The sequence below is a fragment of the Mobilicoccus caccae genome (assembly GCF_030161635.1).
Lineage (GTDB): Bacteria > Actinomycetota > Actinomycetes > Actinomycetales > Dermatophilaceae > Mobilicoccus > Mobilicoccus caccae.
In genome coordinates this window covers 3,939,073-3,953,620 of the sequence record NZ_BSUO01000001.1, presented here as the reverse complement: position 1 = coordinate 3,953,620, position 14,548 = coordinate 3,939,073, and the positions used below count along the sequence as shown (strand labels likewise).

19 protein-coding genes are annotated in these 14,548 nt (G+C 71.2%); 9 read left to right on the top strand and 10 right to left on the bottom strand.

Going from position 1 to position 14,548, the window contains the following annotated elements; translation table 11 throughout:
- Positions 1 to 18: 18 nt before the first annotated feature.
- A complete protein-coding gene (locus QQK49_RS19435) occupies positions 19 to 627 on the bottom strand; it encodes a maleylpyruvate isomerase family mycothiol-dependent enzyme (protein ID WP_284305422.1) in 609 nt (202 codons plus the stop codon).
- A 132-nt stretch (positions 628 to 759) separates the two neighbouring features.
- Between QQK49_RS19435 and QQK49_RS19430 the strand changes: the two genes are divergently transcribed.
- The gene (locus QQK49_RS19430; RefSeq protein WP_284305421.1) at positions 760 to 1,191 is read left to right on the top strand and encodes an alpha/beta hydrolase fold domain-containing protein; all 432 of its coding nucleotides are present in this window, start codon (positions 760 to 762) and stop codon (positions 1,189 to 1,191) included.
- A 20-nt stretch (positions 1,192 to 1,211) separates the two neighbouring features.
- On the opposite strand, the gene QQK49_RS19425 is transcribed toward QQK49_RS19430, so the two are convergent.
- From QQK49_RS19425 to QQK49_RS19390, 8 genes are all read right to left on the bottom strand, one after another.
- Positions 1,212 to 2,042 (bottom strand): DUF72 domain-containing protein, encoded by an 831-nt coding sequence (locus QQK49_RS19425; protein WP_284305420.1) that lies wholly within the window; start codon positions 2,040 to 2,042, stop codon positions 1,212 to 1,214.
- Between the two features lie 248 nt (positions 2,043 to 2,290).
- Positions 2,291 to 3,007: a glycosyltransferase family 2 protein gene (locus QQK49_RS19420; RefSeq protein ID WP_284305419.1), complete on the bottom strand. Its 717-nt coding sequence runs from the start codon at positions 3,005 to 3,007 to the stop codon at positions 2,291 to 2,293.
- Positions 3,004 to 4,419, bottom strand: coding sequence for a bifunctional PIG-L family deacetylase/class I SAM-dependent methyltransferase (locus QQK49_RS19415; RefSeq protein WP_284305418.1), 1,416 nt, complete (start codon positions 4,417 to 4,419; stop codon positions 3,004 to 3,006). Before QQK49_RS19415 ends, QQK49_RS19420 begins: the two co-directional genes overlap by 4 nt.
- On the bottom strand, positions 4,416 to 5,051 hold the full coding sequence (locus QQK49_RS19410; RefSeq protein ID WP_284305417.1) for an acyl-CoA dehydrogenase family protein: 636 nt from the start codon (positions 5,049 to 5,051) through the stop codon (positions 4,416 to 4,418). The genes QQK49_RS19415 and QQK49_RS19410 overlap by 4 nt, the downstream gene beginning before the upstream one ends.
- A gap of 11 nt (positions 5,052 to 5,062) precedes the next feature.
- Positions 5,063 to 5,494 carry a hypothetical protein gene (locus QQK49_RS19405; protein WP_284305416.1) on the bottom strand — a complete coding sequence of 144 codons (432 nt, stop codon included), beginning with the start codon at positions 5,492 to 5,494 and terminating at the stop codon, positions 5,063 to 5,065.
- Between the two features lie 175 nt (positions 5,495 to 5,669).
- The gene (locus QQK49_RS19400; protein ID WP_284305415.1) at positions 5,670 to 6,524 is read right to left on the bottom strand and encodes an MBL fold metallo-hydrolase; all 855 of its coding nucleotides are present in this window, start codon (positions 6,522 to 6,524) and stop codon (positions 5,670 to 5,672) included.
- Between the two features lie 166 nt (positions 6,525 to 6,690).
- On the bottom strand, positions 6,691 to 6,834 hold the full coding sequence (locus tag QQK49_RS19395) for a hypothetical protein (RefSeq protein WP_284305414.1): 144 nt from the start codon (positions 6,832 to 6,834) through the stop codon (positions 6,691 to 6,693).
- A gap of 195 nt (positions 6,835 to 7,029) precedes the next feature.
- Positions 7,030 to 7,428 (bottom strand): hypothetical protein, encoded by a 399-nt coding sequence (locus QQK49_RS19390; protein WP_284305413.1) that lies wholly within the window; start codon positions 7,426 to 7,428, stop codon positions 7,030 to 7,032.
- Positions 7,429 to 7,739: 311 nt separating this feature from the next.
- Here QQK49_RS19390 and QQK49_RS19385 point away from each other — a divergent pair, with 311 nt between their 5' ends.
- Entirely contained in the window at positions 7,740 to 8,474 is a 735-nt protein-coding gene (locus QQK49_RS19385; RefSeq protein WP_284305412.1) for a GAF and ANTAR domain-containing protein, read from the top strand.
- A gap of 46 nt (positions 8,475 to 8,520) precedes the next feature.
- On the opposite strand, the gene QQK49_RS19380 is transcribed toward QQK49_RS19385, so the two are convergent.
- A complete protein-coding gene (locus QQK49_RS19380) occupies positions 8,521 to 8,802 on the bottom strand; it encodes a YrhK family protein (protein WP_284305411.1) in 282 nt (93 codons plus the stop codon).
- Positions 8,803 to 9,619: 817 nt separating this feature from the next.
- Between QQK49_RS19380 and QQK49_RS19375 the strand changes: the two genes are divergently transcribed.
- From QQK49_RS19375 to QQK49_RS19345, 7 genes are all read left to right on the top strand, one after another.
- On the top strand, positions 9,620 to 9,964 hold the full coding sequence (locus tag QQK49_RS19375) for an NADH-quinone oxidoreductase subunit A (RefSeq protein ID WP_284305410.1): 345 nt from the start codon (positions 9,620 to 9,622) through the stop codon (positions 9,962 to 9,964).
- Positions 9,955 to 10,638, top strand: coding sequence for a hypothetical protein (locus QQK49_RS19370; protein ID WP_284305409.1), 684 nt, complete (start codon positions 9,955 to 9,957; stop codon positions 10,636 to 10,638). Before QQK49_RS19375 ends, QQK49_RS19370 begins: the two co-directional genes overlap by 10 nt.
- A 142-nt stretch (positions 10,639 to 10,780) precedes the next feature.
- Positions 10,781 to 11,254: a hypothetical protein gene (locus QQK49_RS19365; protein ID WP_284305408.1), complete on the top strand. Its 474-nt coding sequence runs from the start codon at positions 10,781 to 10,783 to the stop codon at positions 11,252 to 11,254.
- Positions 11,247 to 12,224: an NADH-quinone oxidoreductase subunit H gene (locus QQK49_RS19360; protein WP_284305407.1), complete on the top strand. Its 978-nt coding sequence runs from the start codon at positions 11,247 to 11,249 to the stop codon at positions 12,222 to 12,224. Before QQK49_RS19365 ends, QQK49_RS19360 begins: the two co-directional genes overlap by 8 nt.
- A gap of 2 nt (positions 12,225 to 12,226) precedes the next feature.
- Entirely contained in the window at positions 12,227 to 12,787 is a 561-nt protein-coding gene (locus tag QQK49_RS19355; protein ID WP_284305405.1) for an NADH-quinone oxidoreductase subunit J, read from the top strand.
- Positions 12,784 to 13,086 (top strand): NADH-quinone oxidoreductase subunit NuoK, encoded by a 303-nt coding sequence (locus QQK49_RS19350; RefSeq protein WP_284305404.1) that lies wholly within the window; start codon positions 12,784 to 12,786, stop codon positions 13,084 to 13,086. The genes QQK49_RS19355 and QQK49_RS19350 overlap by 4 nt, the downstream gene beginning before the upstream one ends.
- Positions 13,083 to 14,510: a proton-conducting transporter transmembrane domain-containing protein gene (locus QQK49_RS19345; RefSeq protein WP_284305403.1), complete on the top strand. Its 1,428-nt coding sequence runs from the start codon at positions 13,083 to 13,085 to the stop codon at positions 14,508 to 14,510. The genes QQK49_RS19350 and QQK49_RS19345 overlap by 4 nt, the downstream gene beginning before the upstream one ends.
- Positions 14,511 to 14,548: the final 38 nt, after the last annotated feature.

The window sequence follows — 14,548 nt, the reverse complement described above, 5'->3', positions numbered from 1 at the left end:
CGTGCGGGGTCGTGGACGTCAACGGCGCTCGACGGTCACGTCGGCGACGGCGCCACGGCCGTACACCCAGCACATGAGCTCGCCGGGTTCGCCGGTGACGACCACCTCACGCCCACGCCACCTCGGGCCGATCCGCGCCGAGTCCCCGTTCGGCCGACGCAGCACGAGTCCCGGTGTCTTCACCAGGTGCAGGGCGAGGGCCGCCGCCTTGACCCGACGCCACAGGGCGTCCTCGAGTTCGTCGTCGGGCGCGACCTCGGGGAGTCCGTTGGCGCGCGTGATGTCGAGGGTGTGCATGAAGTACTCGCCGAGAGCGTGGCGGTGACCCTCGAGCGCGTCGAGCGGCATGCACGCGATCGATCCGGGGTCGGCGCGGAGGCGCTCGATCAGGTCGGCGTAGGTCCACCGCTCGCGGATACGCCGCGCGCGTTCGCGGGAGGTCTGCTGCAGGGGCGGCACGGGCAGGAAATCTCCTGGCCAGGACGCCGGGTCGTGTTTGAGGATCCACAGGTGGATCGCCAGATCGTGGGCATCCCAGCCTTCGCACAGGGTCGGCGCGGTCGCCTCCACCGCCGCCAGGGCGTCGCAGAAGCGGTCCTTCTGCCGGTCACGCAGAGCCGCGGTCATGTCATCTCCTCGGGCCGTCGATGTGGGGACCAGTCGCACTCTGCCCCGGACGCGGGCCACGATGCACCTACCGGATGACGAACACTCCCGGAACGGATGACACTGTCTCCCGATCCGGGACGCCGTATCCGGATGAAGGACGTTCTCCCGACGCGGCGGTTCGTCCAGGCGCTGGTCTACCCGATGCTCGACGACCGCACGGTGCTGCGCGAGCGCGGCGAGGCCAGGCATCTCGTGTGGACCCCGGAGCAGAACCGCGACGGCTGGTCGCTCTTCCTCGGGCACCCCGTCACCCAGGTCGAGGACCGCCCGTACGCCTCGGCCGCCCGGCGTGAGGACCTGTCCGGCCTCCCGCCGGCGTGGATCGGGGTCGGCGCCATCGACCTGTTCCACGACGAGGACGTCGAGTACGCCCGTCGGCTGCGCGAGGCCGGGGTCGAGGTCGAGCTCGTCGTCGTCGACGGGATGCCGCATGCCTCGGACTACCTGCAGTGGGTGCCGAGCATGCGCGACTTTCGCGACTCGCTGCGGGCCGCGTTGGGTCGCGCAGTCGGCTCCCGCTGATGAACGCCGTGGGCGGCGGGTCAGGAGTCGCGTAACCGTTCGGCCAGAGCCGCCGCGTCTCGAGGTGCATGGCCGTGCCCGTCGTTGTCGAAGTACACGTAGACGTCTCGCCCGGCATCGCGCCTGGCGATGAGGGCGGCGGCCCACTCGTCGAGCAGTTCGGCGGAGTAGGAGCTGTCGTAGAGGCCCTCGGGTCCGTGGAGGCGCACGTAGACGATCTCGCCGGTCTCGGCGTCGAGTCGAGCGAACCGTCCTCCGGTGTCGGCGGTGACCGCAGCGATTCCGTGCTGCTCGAGCAGCCGCAATGCGTCGGGGGCCTCGAAAGAGGCGTGGCGCGGCTCGAGGCAGTGGTGCAGCGGCATGTCGAGCCCCGTCTCGGTGAGGACCCGATCGCCGGAGATCTTGTCGTCGTGCTCGGCTGCGAGAGAAGCAGCGCCGGCCATCGTGCGTGGGAGTTGGTCGAAGAACGACGCGAGCAGCTCCTCGTCGAACTCCTGTCGTTCGGGCAATTGCCACAGGAAGGGTCCGGTGTGCGCGCCGAGGGCGAGCACCCCCGAGGCGTAGAAGTTCGCGAGCGCCGTCCGCACGTCCTTGAGCCGCTTCATATGGGTGACGTACCGGCTGCCCTTGACGGCGAACACGAAGTCCTCGCGCACCTTCTCGACCTCGCCGGCCCACCGCCGGTAGGAGCTGGGTCGCTGCAGCGAGTAGAACGAGCCGTTGAGTTCGACGGTGTCGAAGTGCTGCGCGTTGTACTCGAGCTCCTGCCGGTGCGGCAGACCCTGGGGATAGAAGTCCCCACGCCAGTACGGGTAGGTCCATCCCGACGTGCCCACCCGAATCCGTGCCATACCCGGCACAGTACGTGCCCCGCCCAGCCGAGCCGGGCCCCGGCGACCGTCGTCGCACTGCACGCCCAGAGCGCCCGCCCGAGCGGTGACATGGCTACACGAGGCCGGGTCGGAGGGAGATCGCATACAGCCACACGGACGACACCGAGGACACCGGGCGAGGCGTTCATGCAGTTCGGTCGAAGAGACTCGTCCGTCCGTGTCGTCGATGACGTTCTACGCCGGGACGGAACGCCCGCCTCGAAGGCTCAGAGCAGGCCGGCGACCGGGTGGTCGTGCTCGTCTGCACGGAGGGTACGCAGATACCCGGCGTAACCGCCCCGGACGCGTCCGACCGAGCGGCCGGAGGTCTGCACCCGGGTGGTGTCGGTGGCGACGACGGGCACGCCTGCACCGCGGGCGCGGGTGACCAGGCGGACGTCCTCGTGCAGGCGGGAGGCCGGAAACCCGCCGAGCGCGACGTATGTCGAGGCCCGGATCCCGAGGTTGGCGCCGTGGACGTAGGAGTGGTCCTCGGCCAGTTCGTGTCGTTCGTGCCAGGCGTCGAGCTGGGTGGGGTCGATGATGCCCACGGGCTCGACGGTGCCCACCACCACGTCGTGGCCGGCGTCGGCCCACCGGAGCTGGGTGGTGAGCCAGGTCGGCGGGACCTGCGTGTCCGCATCGGTGTTGGCGATCCACACCGAGTCGAGATCGGCGGGGCACCGGGCCAGACCGGCCCGGACAGCGGAGTCGCGCGCGGCGCCGACCCCCACGGATGCCCGCTCGACGACGGTGACCCCGAACGCCCGCGCGATCGCCTCGGAGCCGTCGGTGCACCCGTCGAGGGTCACCACCACGTCGACTATTACCGGGTTCTCCTGCTGCAGCACCGACGTCGCTTCCGCGACCGCTCGTAGACAGCCGGGGAGGAGCGCGGCCTCGTCGCGTACCGGGATGGCGACGACGACGTGTCCGATGCTCACACGCGCTCCTCGGACGCGATCGAGACCGGGCCGCCGTACACGTCGATCGCCAGGTCCTCGTCGAGGTAGTGCGCCGTCCGCGGGAGGTCGAGCATCGTGGCGGCCTGGCCGTGGACGAGCCGTCCGTCGAGCGGGATGTCCTGCGTGTCGTGCTGCCAGTGGACAAGGACGATCTCACCTGCGGGAGCGAGCTGTTCACGGCACCGGCGCAGCGTGGCGAGCCAGTCGGCGGGGTGCATGAAGTAGCCCACCTCGGACAGGACGACGAGGTCGAACGGCCCGTCGGGGATCGCACTCGGAGCGGCGCCGCGGATGACGGCGCAGGTGGCAGGTGCACGTTCGCGCGCCCGGTGTACCGCCTCCTGACTCACGTCCACCGCGGTCACCCGGTCGCACCGCCGGCCCAGGTACTCGGTGAGACGCCCGTCGGCGCATCCCACCTCGAGGGCGTGGCCGTAGCGGAGGCGGCGCAGGAGCGAGAGCACCAGATCACGTTTGCGCGCCTCGTAGAACGACGAGGAGAACCCCCAGGGATCCTCCTCGCCGCCGGCGTACAGGTCGTCGAAGACCCCCGCATCCTGCTCACCGGCCGGGGCCGCGACCTGTGCGACCGCCTCGGCATCGGGGAGCAGGAAGGTCTCCACGAGGCGGCGGGCGCGGCTCAGCACGTCCGGTCCGACGACGGGTTCGTCACCGGGGAGCGGACCGAGGGGCTCGACCTGGGATCTGTGGCAGGCCAGGGCCCGTTCCTTGAGCGCCAGGGATCGCCGGTCGCCGGCGAGCGCGACAGCCCGATGCCACGGCAGGTCGGCGAGTTCGCCCCAGTGCCAGAGCCAGAGCGGGTACTGCACGAGGCGTGCCCCGGTGCGTTCACTGCACGTGGTCGCTGCCCGCCCGAGGGCGTCGTGATCGGCGTGCCCGTCGAGACTCCACGGTGCGACGAGCACGGTGCCGGGATCGACGAGCGCGGTGAGTTCCGCGACGAGCCGGTCCTCGTGCGCTGCGAGCCCGGAGTCGGGCAGGTCGAGGTGCACGAAGCGGGCCGACGGCGCCAACACCTCGACCGCGGCGCGGACCTCCGCACGCCTCGTGGTGGTGAGCAGCTCGCGCGACCACGTCTGCGAGTTCGGGTGGGAGAGTTCGCCGCCCGTCGCGACGACGACGACGATGTCGGCACCTGCGGCGTGGGCGGCGGCGAGCAGAATCCCCGCTGCCAGGGTCTCGTCGTCGGGATGGGCCGAGGCCAGCACGACCCGCCTGGGACCGGCGCCACGGTCGGGGCCGCCACCGAGCAGCGCATCGAGGTCGAGGCGGGGCACGTCGTCCCACTGCGGCGCCCTCAACCAGACGTGCTCGGGTGTTCCTGCGTCGGTGTGGCTGAAGGGGCGGGGCGTGCCGGGATCGGGGGTCACAGCGCGCCCCCGAATGGCCGGCCTGCTTCCCCCGCCGCGAGGAGATGCCCTCCGAGGACGGCGAGATCGCGTTCGGCGTGGTGCTGCCGGATGTAGACGGTGAGGTCGGCGACCCGGCGGGCGTGGGCCTCGTCCTGGGTCAGCGGTGCCGGTCCCAGGGCGTGCCCCACGGCCCGCATGACGCGCTCCGCAGCATCGACGACGACCGTGCGAGTGCGCAGTGCGAGCACCACCCCTGCCTGTCCCTCCGCCTCGCCGGTGTCGATGCGGGCAGCGGCGTCCTCGAGGGCGGTGCGGGCCGTGTGCAGGGCGACGTCGACCTTCCCGAGGGTCATCAGCGCGACCTGGTCGGGGTCGCGTCGTCCGGCGGCATCCCACAGGGCCTCCGCGAGCGCCGCGGCCCCGCCGAACCACACGGCGGCGACCGCCACGCCGCCCCAGGTGAATCCGGGGCGGCTCAGGTACCAACCCGGGCCGCCCACGGGGACGGCCGGGACGCCGTCGAAGACCACCGTCGAGGTGCGCAGGGCGCTCAGTCCGCGCGAGACCCACGACCGTGAGTCCACCCCGACGCTCTCGTGCCGCATCGGGACGGCGAACAACCGAGATCCACCGTCGGTGTCCGCGGTCACGAGGGCGTGGGTCACGGACTCGGCCAGAGAGCACCAGGCCTTGCTGCCCGCGATGGCCCAGGACCCGTCGGGCGCGGCGCGAGCGGTGAGCCCATGGCCGGGGGCGTTGGCGGCGTACACCCCCACGTGCTGCCCACTCCTGCGCCCAACGGTGACAGGTCGAGATCACCCGCCTGCGCGAGGATCGTCAGCGCGTCGAGGTGCGGTTCGCAGACGCGTGCCGTCGTCAGGTCGATCGCGCCCAGCGTGACCAGGGTCGAGAAGTAGGTCGCGGTGTCGCGTCCGAGCAGCCGCGACACAGGGGCCAGGGACGCAGCGAGCGTCAATGCGGCCGAGACGGCATCGGACTCCTCGACGACGCGCACCGCCGATGCCGCCACCCGTTCGTCGAACCGCAGCCGCTGCCGCACCGTCCTGTCCCCGACGAGGTCCTGGAAGTCCATGGCCCGACGCTACGGACGCGCCGCGGACTCGGCATCTCGGGGTGAGGAGGAATGCCGTGCCGCCCGTCTCCGGTCGGGAGCCCACCGCATCGGACCTGGGGCCCCCGTTGAACCTGGAAGCCCGATGCACTGCGCCGCGCCCCCTCCGGCTCGAGCACGGGCCGGGCGGGCAGGGTCAGGTCAGGTGGTCGTTCTCGCCGGTGACCCACGCGATGTAGCGCCGCGCGGACTCCTGCACGACCTCCTGCGCCCGCTCCGGCACCATGTCCCGGAAATTGTTGTACAGCCGATCGAACTCCAGGCGGCCGATCTGCTCGGCGATCCGGCGGACGACCGCGCCCGACAGCGGGATCCGATTGGGGTAGCTGCGCAGGAAACTCACGGTGAGCCCCTCGGGACCCGGGTAGATGCCGTCACCGGCCAGCAGGACTCCGCACCCGTCGGCGGCCGTGTAGTGCGCCACCGTCATGCCGGGGAAGTGTCCACCGATCTGCTCCAGTCGCACCCCCGGAACCACGTCGAAGGTGTCCTCCCAGAACCGGACCGTCGACGGCCGCAGCGGCAGGAAGTCACGATCGGCGGATGCGACGTAGACGGGTGCGTCCCCGAACGCCCGGCTGTACAGGGACTGCACCCCGTACATGTGGGGGTGGCTCGCCACGACGGCGGCGATCCCGCCCCGCTCGGCGATGGCCGCGATCGCGGCGCCGTCGACGAACGGCGGGACGTCGAACAGGACGTTGCCGTGGTCGGTGACGACGAGCTTGGAGCTCTGGCCGATGCCGACCACCGGTCTCGTGCCGATCGCCACGAGGCCGGGCTCGAGTTGCTCCACGACGGTCCTGCATCCGTCGGTGGCCAGTTCACCGACCGTGGTCCACGACTGTCCGGCGCGCGGCACGTACTCGCGCTCGTCATCGCAGATGAGACACAGCGCGGGCAGGGACCGGTGGCCGTACTCGACCCCGCACGTGGCACACAGGACGTGATCGCATGCCGCGCGGAGGCCGGGGGATGCTGTCGTGTCCATGCCGACGAGCGTAGTTCTCCGTCCTCCGGCCACCTGCCTGGCGGGCACGTAGGCATCTCGAGGCCCTCGACGCGGTCCGGTCTCAGCCTCCGGGACGGCACTTCGGCACGGGGCACGACACGGCCGGGAGGTATCGGAACCTCCCGGCCGTGGTCGTAGGACGGACTCAGGACTCGGTGCCCTCGGCGCCCTTGTCGTCCTCTTCGGGCTCGAACGAGGAGTCCTTGCCGGTCGTGCCACCGACGCCGTCCTCGTTCAGCTCGTCGATGTCGGTGTCGGTGTTCCGGTCTTCCTTCGGTTGCTCGGACATGAGACCCCTTCCGTGACGGATTCGTACACACCAGCCTGCCGCAGCCTGTCCCGGAGGACACCTCGAACGGGCGCCTGCATTCACCAGGCATGTCACTTGTACCGCTACAACATTGTGCTCACGCACGCAGCGACCTACGCGTCACCCGAAAGGCGACGTAGGTGTCGCCACGCCTACCCCGATGTCGCTGGACCCTCAGAGGTGTCGACCACTGCCGGTCTCGATCGTGGGGCTGATGATGCTCGTGTACGGCGGCAACTCGGACGCCGGCACCCGGCCTGCGACGCGCGCGTGAGCGGCCAGGTCGGTGTACCCGCACATCAAGCTCGCGAGGGTGAACGTCGTCGATGCCACGGTGACGTCGAAGGTGGCACCACGATCGACCATGGCGCGTCGGGCCTCGTCGATCGCGTGCAGGCTCTCCGGTTCGATATGCGTCAAGCCGCCGACGTCGAGATGGAGTACGGAGCACTCGAGGCGCCCGAGATCGAGGAGACGCCGCGCCAGCTCCGCATGGCTGTAGGCGTCGACCGCACCGGCGATGCTCAGCCAGGCGGTGGAGGAGACGAACCGGAAACGCAGGTCGATCTTCACGGTCTGTCCAACCGTCGTACAGCCTCCCGTAGCGCCGAGTCTGAGCGCGGAGACTTCGGAGAAACCTACCCAGCGGGGCGTCGCGGGGCAAGACCCCGACCGTGGCTCGGGCCTTCGGCAGCGAACCTCGGACGCACCGCGAAACCCGACGCCTACCGGCGCCGTCCGCACTCGGCCCGGGGTTGCGCAACCGTCGAGCGGCTCGCCACCAACTCTGGTCGAGAACTGCCTAAAGTACTGACAACGCCCCAATCACCCAGTCGTCACGTGCCCGTTCGGCGTCGCGTCTGCAGCCAGAAAGCGACACGGCCATGAGCAGTTCCGACTTCACCATCGCCGAGGTCATCACGGCCGCCGCCGCAGAGGTCAACACCTCCCGCTCGCTGGAGGACACGCTGGAGGCGATCGCCCGGGCGACGCTCGTCTCGGTTCCCGGTTTCGATCATGTCGGCGTCTCGATCCACCATCGCGGAGGCCGCATCGAGACCATGGCGGGCACCGACCAGTTGGTGTGGGATCTGGACGCGGCCCAGTACGAGTTGGACGAAGGCCCGTGCGTGCAGGCGATCCGTGAGCAGCGCGTCGTCGTCGTCGATCACGCCCGTCACGACCAACGCTGGCCACGGTTCATGCCCATCGCCGCCAAGCGAGGCGTGCGTTCCCAACTCGCCGTTCAACTGTTCGTCGAGGACGAGCGTCTGGGCGGGCTGAACCTGTACTCCACGAGTTCCGACGAGGTCGCCGAGGATGCGGTCCGCTCCGCCGAACTGTTCGCCACTCACGCCGCCATCGCCCTCGGCCACGCCCGCCATGACGACCAGCTGAACCAGGCCCTGACCTCCCGCAAGGCGATCGGGCAGGCGCTGGGCATCCTCATGGAGCGCTACCAACTGGACGAGGACAGGGCGTTCCAGTTCATGGTGCGGGTGTCCTCCACCGGCAACGTCAAACTCCGCGACGTCGCCCAGGAGATCGTGACCTCCACCGATGACCGGTATCGCCCGGGCGGTGTCGGCTCCTCCACCCACCTATCGCGCCGGACGTGACCCGGGAACCCATCGTGAGTCGGCGCGCACCCGCCTTCGCGTCGGGTCAATAGTCCCGGCGCGAGTCCGGGGTTCGTGAGCCGATTCGCGTCAGGTGCACGTGCCGAGTCATCCGAATGCCGGGGCGGATGAGCATCTGGGCACTTCCGACGACGAAGAGCCACGTTCCGATGAAGGTGGTGGACTCGGAGAAGAACAGGATGCTTCCGATGAGGAACCAGAGTCCGATGACGATGTCGTTGGCGATGCTGAGAACCTCATAGCGACGCCGCACCCTGATCTCCTCGCGACCGACGCGGAATGAGAGGTCGGAGCGGTCGGAGGTCATGGCGACCATGGTGACAGGACACGAGGCGTCCACCGGGCCGGAGGTGAGGGGCGTCTGTTGTCCGGAGGACCTCGGGTAGGTAGCGTTCGAGGTGACCTCACGCTCAGAATCGGCGTTTCGGGGTCAGCGACGGTTGGATCGATCGTGGGTGTCCCCTCGAGTTCTCCTGCCGATCCCGGCATTGCCCGGCTGACGGTCGACGGGGTGTCGGACGGGCGCAGTCGCCCGTACCACCGACCCTTGATCGCCGCTGCCGTGGCGCTCACCGCGGCGCTGTCCGGCTGCGCAGGTGAGCCCGCACAGGGCGAGTTCCAGGGAGGAGCGGGGCTCGACGCGACGGTCGGCGACGTTCGGCTGGTGAACCTGCTCGTCGTCTCCGGCCAGGAGAGTGGCCCAGGCATCCTCTGTGGCTCCGCCGACAACGTCGCGGATCAGCAGCGGTCCGTCGATATCCGCTTCGCCTCCGGCTCGGGGACGTCGATGACCGTGCCCCCACGTGGCCGCGCCGAACTCCATTGCGAGGGCAACGATCCTGTCGTGCTCGACAACGTGCCCGAGCCGCCCGGCGCGCTCGCCCAGGCCACGTTGACGAGTAACGGCGCGACGACGACCTCGCAGGTGCCGGTGCTGTATCCTACGAGGTCACCCCGTACGGGACCCTCGCTCCACCCGGATTCACCCCGAGGCCGACGGCTGCCTCGAGCGCCGGGTAGTTCGCGGAGAGTGACGAGTCGACGCCCGTCGGCCGTCCAGGCAATGCGGGCCTCGGGCGTGATGACGGACCGGGGTGGCGGGAGACGACAGAGGGGAGTTCGACATGTTCCACGGCGTCACGCTCCTGGCGCTGCTCGCCGTCACGGTCGTGCTCGCCGGGTACGGCCTGCACCGGATGGTGTCCGTGCGGGCCGAGCCGCTGGTCACCCTGCCTCATCAGTCGGGCCGACATCCCACCCAGCATGCCCTGTCGCGGTTTCACGTCCGGTGGTATCCGGTCACGCTCGTCTTCCTCGCCTTCGACGTCGAGATGCTGTTCATGTACCCCTGGGCGGTGGTGGTCGCGCATGTCGGGATCACCGCGGTCGTCGAGATGTTCCTCTTCCTGGCCGCGCTGCTCGTCGCCGTCGTATGGGCCTGGCGAGAGGGGGCCTTGCGATGGGTCTGACGGACGTCCTCGCCCGCGCGGCCGTTCGGCGCTCGCACGTCCTCGTGATCGAGGTCCGAGGCCGGTGGCGCACCCGGGTCGCGGTGGAGCGCGCGGTGGCGTCGCGGGGATGGCTGCTCGCCCTCTCGCCGGCCGACGCCGACGTCGTCGCTGTGTGCGGACACCCGGGCCCGCAGCTGGCCGAGGCGGTCGAACGCGTCTGGCACGAGATGCCCGGCCCACGGGTGCGCGTCGACGTGGCCGACGAAGCAGAGGTGGCGTCGCGCCTCGACGAGGCCCGCACTGCGCTGCTCGACACCCCCCGCCACCACGACGACGCCCGGACCCGGCCCTTCGCTGCGGACCTCATCGCTTCGAACTCCGCCGACACTGATGACGAGGCGTCGTCCGGAGACGGCGACGACGGGACGGCGGACGAAGGCAGCGGAGAGGACAACGGCCAGGGTGGCGGGTGTGACCAGGGACAACACGACGGGCACCAAGGTCACGACGCCCACGGCGACATGGACCACGGCGACATGGACCACGGCGACATGGACCACGGCGACATGGAGATGGCCCCGGGCGGCATTCCCCTGGCCGGCGGCGCCGAGGACCGCGACGGTCTGGAGATGGACGTCCTGGAGGTCCCGCTCGGTCCGGTACTGCCGCACTGGCCCCCGGGCTCGTTCTGAACGCCACGCTGCACGGCGACGTCGTCGCGCAGGCCCGCGGCGAACTGCTCGATGAGCCCGACGGCGGGGACGCCCCGACCGACACGCTCACCGCCCTCCCGGGGAGGAGGTCGCGTACCGCCTGGACGCGGCCGCGTCCCTCTTGGCGCTCGCCGGGTGGGAGGCGGGGGCGGCGCGGGTGCGGTCGCTGCGGGACGTCGCCCTCGACGGCGCCGACGAGTCGGATCTCGCCGGCCGGTTGAATCGCCTGCGGCGTCAGGTGGCCCGGTCCCGGGTCCTGCGCTGGTCCCTGCGCGGACTCCGTCCGGTCACCGACGACGACCTGCGCACCCTGGGGCTTCCGGCTGACACGGCCGGAGACACCTACGACCGGGTGTTGCGCCTGCTGGAACCCCTCGACGGCGTCGGTCGGACGCCCCCGGCGGACGTCACGTCCACACCGGACCCCGCCGTCGTGGACGCCTCCGGACGCCGCGAGGACGATCAGCTCCTGCGTGTGGACGCGATCGCGCATCTGGTGACGGGTCTGGACGTCGCCACCGCCCGGCTCGTCGTCGCGAGTCTCAACGTGCGCCGTCTGCAGGGGTCGAGGGAGTCCGAGGAGTCCCATGTCTGAGGTGGTGATGACGGCGACGGCGACGGTACCGGACCTGGTGACCGCGGCGCCTGGGTGGGCCGTCCTCGCACTGTTCATTCTCGTGGGGCTCGCCGCCACCGCCGCGATGATCGACGGCGCGCTCGCCGCGCGTGCCTCCGGGGCCGGGGGCATGGCGAACGGGGTGACCCGCCCGATCGGCGAGGTCGCGCGCCTGCTGCGGCAGCGTCGCCGGGTGAGCGTGCAGGCCGACACGCTTCTGTGGCGGATCGGTGGCGCGGGGCTCCTCGTGACGGCGGCGCTCATGATCGCGGTGGTCCCGCTCGGGCGGTGGACGCTGCTGGATCTCGACGTCGGCCTCGTCTGGTTCAACGCCCTGGACGTGTTCGTCTGGGCCTTCGTGTGGCTGACCGGGTGGGGTGGGAACTCGGCGTTCGCGCTCGTCGGCGGCTACCGGTTCCTCGCGCTGGCGCTGGGGTACGAGCTGCCCCTGATGTTCGCCCTCGTGGCGCCTGCGCTCGCTGCCGCGAGCCTGCGCGTCGGCACCATCGCCGCGGCCCAGGACGGGCTGTGGTTCGCCGCGTGGATGCCGATCGCGTTCGTGGTCTACCTGCTCGGCGTCGCCGCGTTCTCGGTGTGGGGGCCGTTCGCGGCCGCGCTCGGCGCGGACGTCGCGGGCGGGGTGCGCGCGGAACTGTCCGGGGTGGACCGGCTCGTGTTCGAGGCGGGCCGGTACGCCCTGCTGGCGGCCGGTGCGGCGTTCGCCGTGCCGATGTTCCTCGGCGGCGGCTCGGGTCCGCTGCTGCCCGCGTGGATCTGGGTGTTCCTCAAGACCATCGCCGTGCTCGCGGTGTTGGTGTGGACGCGCCGGTGGATGCCGCTGCTGCGCCCCGAGAAGTTCGTGGAGGTGGGCTGGCTCGTGCTCCTGCCCGCGGTGCTCGTGCAGGACCTGGTCGTGGCCGTGGCCGTGGTCGTCGTGGGAAGGGGTTGAGGATGCTCGCCGTCGGATTCTGGGCGCTCGGTGTGGTGGCGGTGCTCGCCGGGATCGCCGTGTTCGTCGTCGACTCCATGGCCCGTGCCACCTACGCGCTGGCGCTGTCGTTCGTCGCCGTCGGGCTGCAACTGCTCTTCCTGCAGCAGAACTACGTGGGCGTCGTGACGGTGCTCATGATGGTGATGGAGATGGCGATCATGGCCGTCTACATGGTGATGTTCATGGGGATGAACCCGGCTCTCATGCCGATGAGCATGGTGCACGGCCACAAGACCGCGATCGGGATCGCCGTGGCCACCTTCGTCGTCCTTCTCGCCGGCATCCTGGCCATCGACTGGCCGGCCCGGCGCGGCAGTCCCGCCCCCGATGTCACCCGCGCGCTGGGGGAGTCGCTCATGGGGCCGCTGATGCTCGTCATGGCGGTCATCGCCCCGGTCATGGTGGCGACGATCGTCGCGGGCGTCGTCCTCGCCTCGCACCGCACCCGCTACGACCGGTTCGGCGACGACCTGTCCCGCCGCCCGGCCGACGACCCGCAGCCGGGAGGTGTCGGCCGGTGACTCTCGAGGCGGGACTGATCGTCGCGGCCGCGCTCTTCAGCGTCGGCCTGTACGGCGCGATCTCCCAGCAGGTGCTCGTCATGGTGATGATGGGCCTGGAGTTGATGATCAACGGGGTGATCCTCGCCGCCGCCACCTTCTGGTGGTTCCTCGCCCCGGCCACCAGCGGTCAGGTGCTGCTCCTGGTGATCCTCGCGGTGATGACGCTGGAGATGGCGATGGGCTTCGCGGTCGCCACGCTGCTGCATCGCGAGGCCGGGACGGACATGACCGACATGGCGACGGATCTGTCCGGATGAACGCGGCGCCGGCCCAGCTCGCCCTGTGGCTCCTGCTCGTGCTCCCCGCCGGTGTCGGCGGGGTCCTCGCGCTGGCCCGTCCCCGCCGGGGGGCCGCCGTCCTCTCGGTCGCCACCGCGTCGGTGACCGCGGTGCTGTCGGTCGTCGTCGCGCTGAGCCGGCCCTCCGCGTCGTCCCCCTTCCTGCCGGTGGTGCCCGGCGGTGAGTTCGCCATCGGGGTGGACGGGCTCTCTGCGCTGATGGTGGCGATGATCGCCGTGGTCACCCTGCTCGTGCTCCTCTTCTCCTGCGGGGATCCGGAGACGCAGGAATCACCGGGCCGCTTCCACGGGCTCATGCTCCTCTTCGCCGCGGCCGCCCTGCTCACCGCGACGGCGCAGACCCTGCCCGCCCTGCTCCTGGGCTGGGAGGTCATGGGGGCGATGTCGTTCGCCCTCATCGGATTCCGGTGGCAGGAGGGGCGGCGCGTGTCGGCCGGGACGACGGCCTTCCTCACCACCCGCGTCGCCGACCTGGGGTTGTACGTCGCGGCCGCCGCCGCCCTCGCCGGCGGAGCGGGCCTGGTCGTGGCCGACCTGCCCGTCGCCTCCGCCGGATGGCGTGACGTGCTCGCCGCGGGCGTGCTGGTCGCGGCGCTGGGCAAGGCGGCACAACTGCCGTTCTCGTTCTGGCTGTCCCGGGCGATGGAGGGACCGAGTCCCGTGAGCGCGCTGCTGCACTCGGCGGCGATGGTCGCCATGGGCGGCTACCTGCTGCTGCGGGCCCACCCCCTGCTCGCCGCCACCGGCTGGGCGTCCGGCACCGCCGCGTGGATCGGTGCCCTCACCGCCCTCGTGCTCGGAGTCGTCGCGGTCGGGCAGCGTGACCTCAAGCAACTCCTGGCGGCGTCGACGAGTGCGCAGCTCGGGTTCGTCGTCCTCGGGGCCGGGCTCGGCGCGACCGCCGGGGCCACCGCGCATCTGCTCGCCCACGCCGCCACCAAGGCGGCGTTGTTCCTCGCGGCCGGGGCCTGGCTGACCGCGCTCGGCACGAAGGACCTCGCGGGCCTGCGCGGCGTCGCCCGACGGTGGCGCGTGCTCGGGTGGAGCGCGACGATCGCCGCGCTGTCCCTCGCCGGCGTCGCCCCGCTCGCGCTGTGGGCGACGAAGGACGCCGTGCTCGCCGTCGCACTCGAACGCTCACCCGGGCTCGCCGCGGTCGGTCTGGCCGCGGCCGCGCTGTCCGCCGCCTACGCCGGGTCGATCCTCGTCGCCGTGTGGTCGCGGGTGACCGCGCAGGACCGGGACGAGGTCGCCTCGCACCGCGGCCGGGAACGACCCGGCACCGGGCACGTCGGCGCGCTCGAGCAGGCGCCGCTCGTCGTCCTCGCGCTGGGGGCGGCCGGTCTCGGGGTGCTCGCGCTCCCCCGCTCGGCGACGCCTTGACCCGCGCGGTCGGGGGACGCCCTTCGCACCCGGGAGCC